The organism is Longimicrobium sp. (genome assembly GCF_036387355.1).
GTDB lineage: Bacteria > Gemmatimonadota > Gemmatimonadetes > Longimicrobiales > Longimicrobiaceae > Longimicrobium.
This window is the reverse complement of sequence record NZ_DASVTX010000055.1, coordinates 1-4,272: the sequence shown is the minus strand read 5'-3', so window position 1 is coordinate 4,272 and position 4,272 is coordinate 1. Positions and strand designations below refer to the sequence as shown.

The following is a 4,272-nucleotide window of genomic DNA, read 5'->3' as shown; positions in this document are numbered from 1 at the left end:
CCCCATCGACGCGTCAAACAGTGCCGCCCACACCCACCCATCCACCAGGAGCAGGTGAAGTCCCCCCGTCCGTTCGGGGGGACTTTCCGCCGTTGTTGCGGCGACTTCCGGGGCTCGACTCCCGGCGCCATACTCTATCCTCCACCCCGCACCAGGTGAAGTCCCCTCGCTCTCAGCCCGCGCTGACGGTGCGGTCGGCGGCCCAGGCGCGCAGGCGGGCGACGTCTTCGGCGCGGACGCGGGAAAGCGGGCGCGTACGGCCCATTTCCGCCACAAGGCGCTCCGTCGTCACCGGCCCCCCATCCGCCAGCGCGCCGTACAGCGCCGACACGATCGCCTGCTCGATCTCCGCGCCGCTGAACCCGTCCGCCGCCGCCGCGAGCGCATCCACGTCGAACCGCGCGGGGTCCTGCCTGCGGCGGGAAAGGTGCAGCCGCAGAATCTCCCGCCGCTCCTCCACACCCGGCAGGTCCACAAAGAACAGCTCGTCGAACCGCCCCTTCCGCAGCAGTTCCGGGGGGAGGCGCATCACGTCGTTGGCCGTGGCGACCACGAACAGCTCCGCCGTGCGGTCCTGCATCCACGAGAGGAACGTTCCCAGAATGCGGGTGCTGGTGCCGCCGTCCTGCTCGCCCGCGCCGCCGAACGCCTTCTCGATCTCGTCGATCCACAGCACCGCCGGCTCCAGCCGCGCCGCCGTGTCCAGCGCGCGCCGGAAGTTCTTTTCGCTCTCGCCGATGTAGCGGTCGTACAGCGCCGCGGGGTCCAGCCGCAGCAGCGGCAGCCCCCATTCCGCGGCCACCATCCGCGCGCTCAGGCTCTTGCCGCACCCGGGCACGCCCATCAGCAGAATGCCGCGCGGAAAGGTCAGGCCGAACTCCGCCGCGCGGTCGGCGTCCGACAGCACGATGCGCCGCCGGGCCAGCCACTCCTTGAGCCCCGCCAGTCCGGCCACCGCACCCATCCCTTCTTCCGCGGGGACGAACTCCAGCAGCCCGTCGCGCGCCACGGACTCGGCCTTGGCGCGCAGCACGCGCGGCACGTCCGCCGCGGAAAGCACGCCGTCGTCCAGGATCACGCGGGTAATCACCTTGCGCGCATCGCTCAACGTCATGCCGCGCAACGCGTTCAGCAGGCGCTGCACGTCCGGCGGATCGATCTCCACCGTGAGCGGGCGCTTCGCCTGGATTTCGTCGATGGTGGCCCGCAGCACCCGCCGGTAGTCCGCCGCGCGCAGCTTGGGGAGTCGCACCGTTGTCGCGAAAGGACGGATGGATTCCGGGATCTCCACCCCCGCCGCGGTCAGAAAGAGCGCGCCTCCCGTGCCGGACAGCACCTGCAGCGCGTCCCTCAGCTTGGCAGCGACCACCGGGTCCGCGAGCTGGCCGGCCAGGCCGTGGAAGTGGTACAGCGCGGGGATGGGCGCAAGCTCTACGTGGTGCAGCGCCTGCAGCGGATGCGAGGTTTCGTACGGCGCGCGCTCCGGCTCGTCGCGGCGGCGGAACGCGTCGAACGAAACGGCGCGGCGGTTGAAGTCCCACCCCGCGCCCACCGCCGGATCGCGCTCGGGAGCGGCGGGCGGCGCGGGGGCCGCCTGCGACGGCCGCGCGACGGGCTCGGCGCCGCGCCGCAGCCCCTTGGTGAGCGACCAGGTGAACAGCGGCAGCGCCATCCGGTCCGCCAGTTCGCCCAGCAGCGCCAGCGCGCGGTCTTCTTCCGCCGTGTCGATGACGATCAGGCTGTACCGCGAGCGGACCAGCAGGTCCACGTCGCGCAGAAAGTGGTGCATGCGAACGTCTTGGGGGATGACGGGCCGGGATGCGCCCAAAGCTAACGAGTCCTCTGCCCCGCGCCCAGCGACAAACGGATGCCGCCACCCGCGGGTTTCACTCCGCTGCGCCGGACCACCGGCGGCCCGTGCGCGCCGGATCAGCAGGGGCGGAAAATGGGCGCGTGCCTTGCCCGGCGTGGCCCGCGGGCCCAACATCCCGCCGCGCACTGCCCTCGCCCTCCGGATTCCGAGCATGACCGACCACGCCGCCGACCTTCGCGCCGAACTGCTGGCCCTCATTGCGGCCGGGCCGCTCGCGCCCCTTTCCGACGGCGAGTTCGACCGCCTGGCGCGCGCGGTGTTCGCGCACCAGTTCGCGTGCAACACGCCGTACCGCCTGTTCTGCGAGCGCCGCGGGATGTCGCCGGACGCGGTGGCGCACTGGACCCGGATCCCCGCCGTGCCCACCGATGCGTTCAAGGCCGCGGCGCTCGTCTGCGGCGGTGCGGAGGGGGCGCAGGCCGTCTTTCGCACCAGCGGCACCACCGCGGGGCGGGAGCGGCGCGGCACGCATTATCTGCCAGACCTGGCCCTGTACGACGCGGCGCTGCGGGCCGGCTTCTCGGCGCACCTGCTGCCGGACGGGGCGCGGCTCCCCGTCATCTCGCTGGTGCCGCACCCGCGGGAGATGGCGGATTCGTCGCTTTCGCACATGGCGGGCGCGGTGGTGGCGGACTACGGAACGGAGCGCGGCGGGTGGTTCGTGTCGCCGGATGGCGGGATCGACCACGCGGGGCTGGACAGGGCGCTGCGGGGGGCGGAGGAGCGCGGCGAGCCGGTGTGCATCCTGGGCACCGCCTTCGCCTTCGTGCACTGGATGGACGGGCTGCGCGAGTCCGGCACGCGCTACCGGTTGCCGCCAGGTTCGCGCCTGATGGACACCGGCGGATTCAAGGGGCGTTCGCGCGAGGTCACGCGCGAGGAGCTGTACGCGGGGCTGCAGGACCGGACCGGGATCGGCGCGGCGTGGTGCGTGAACGAGTACGGGATGACGGAGATGAGCTCGCAGTTCTACGACGGCGTCGCGGGCGCGGCGCGCGCCCCCGCGGAGCGGCTGCAAGGCGGCGCGGCGTGGGTGCGCACGCAGGCAACCGACCCGGAAACGCTGCTTCCGCTGCCGCACGGGGAGGTCGGCGTGCTGCGGCACATCGATCTGGCAAACCTGAACTCGGTCCTAGCGATCCAGACGGCGGACCTGGGCTTCACCACGCCGGACGGCTTTCGCGTCCTGGGGCGCGCGACGGGCGCCGAGGCCCGCGGCTGCTCCATCGCCATGGACGACCTGCTGCGCGCCATCGCCCGCTGAGGGCGGGAAAGGGCGCGGTTGCGCCATCGCGCCGGCGCCGCGCCTACCTCCCGGAAGCCGCCACCCGCGTCCTTCTGCGGCGCAGCACGGCGGCCAGCAGAACGAGGAGCGCGGCGAACACGCCGGCCAGCGCCGTCTGCTGAAAGAGCAGAAGCAGGCTCTCGGGCCGCAGCGTGTGCCGGATCGTGTCCACGACCCCGTCGCCCAGCACGGGCACCTTGGGGAACAGCTTTCCCAGCGAATACGGCCTCTGCCCGCTGAACGGCCACAGCAGCATCAGGTTCGTGGGGCCGCTCTCGTCCAGCAGGTCCATCAGCAGGTGCGAGGCGTAGCCCAGGCCGAACACCGCGCCCCATCTCCCGCCGCCCAGCAGCGTTCCGACGGCCGCCCAGAGCGCCACGGCGGTAAAGCTGTGTGTGGCCGTTCCGTGCAGCGTGCCGCCGCGCCCCAGCAGAATGCCGAGAATGATGTCCACGTCGGGGAGCGCGCCGAGCATGGCCCCGGCCAGGAGCGCGCGGCCGCGCGGTGGCGGATTGCGCATGGTGCTGAGCGCCACCTCCACGATTCCGGCGCCGACGAGCATGTGTGCGGGAGGAAACGGCATCCGGATCTGATTCGAGAGACAAAGTGCGGGCGGCAGCGCCATTCGCGCGGAGATTTCCGCGCCAAGATGCGGGAGGGGGAGGATGACTACAAGTGCAATCGGCGCGAATCCTAGCGCCGTTGATGACGGATTGTGGAGGAGAATCCGGTGCAGAAAGGCGGACATCCGTGCGTCCGCCTGCCCGGAGCGAATGAATTCGCCGCTGGAAAAGCACGAAGTCCGCCTGCGCGGACTGCATCGGCGGCATCGGCGCGGGCGGCTGGCACCGTCCGTCCGCCGCGTCGGTTGAAGCCCCGATCGTGGACGCGACAGCGGCCACGAGTCGGGGCTTACCGCTGTTCGAGCGGCGGATTTATCCGCTCAGGAAAGGCGAGGCACCGAAACGGTCGCGCTGCGCGCGGGCCCCTCCCCCACCCTTCCCCGATCCCCTCCCGCTTGGAAGCGATACGCCGGAGAGGGAGAACTGCAACGAAGGTGCGCTTCGGAGAGTGCCGGTGCGGTCGGAGAGGCCCCCTCTCCCCGGCCCTCTCC

At 71.9% G+C, this 4,272-nt stretch carries 3 protein-coding genes; 1 reads left to right on the top strand and 2 read right to left on the bottom strand.

The window, feature by feature from the left end:
* Positions 1-172 precede the first annotated feature (172 nt).
* Complete coding sequence (locus VF665_RS02810) at positions 173-1,789, bottom strand: AAA family ATPase (protein ID WP_331051882.1); 1,617 nt, start codon at positions 1,787-1,789, stop codon at positions 173-175.
* A gap of 235 nt (positions 1,790-2,024) precedes the next feature.
* On the opposite strand from VF665_RS02810, the gene VF665_RS02805 reads away from it, so the two are divergent.
* Positions 2,025-3,137: a hypothetical protein gene (locus tag VF665_RS02805; protein WP_331051881.1), complete on the top strand. Its 1,113-nt coding sequence runs from the start codon at positions 2,025-2,027 to the stop codon at positions 3,135-3,137.
* Between the two features lie 43 nt (positions 3,138-3,180).
* On the opposite strand, the gene VF665_RS02800 is transcribed toward VF665_RS02805, so the two are convergent.
* Positions 3,181-3,720: a metal-dependent hydrolase gene (locus tag VF665_RS02800; RefSeq protein ID WP_331051880.1), complete on the bottom strand. Its 540-nt coding sequence runs from the start codon at positions 3,718-3,720 to the stop codon at positions 3,181-3,183.
* Positions 3,721-4,272 lie beyond the last annotated feature (552 nt).

Bases quoted from the DNA above. Each gene is read 5' to 3' on its own strand.
- VF665_RS02810 (WP_331051882.1), bottom strand. From the start codon at position 1,789: ATGCACCACTTTCTGCGCGACGTGGACCTGCTGGTCCGCTCGCGGTAC.
- VF665_RS02805 (WP_331051881.1), top strand. From the start codon at position 2,025: ATGACCGACCACGCCGCCGACCTTCGCGCCGAACTGCTGGCCCTCATT.
- VF665_RS02800 (WP_331051880.1), bottom strand. From the start codon at position 3,720: ATGCTCGTCGGCGCCGGAATCGTGGAGGTGGCGCTCAGCACCATGCGC.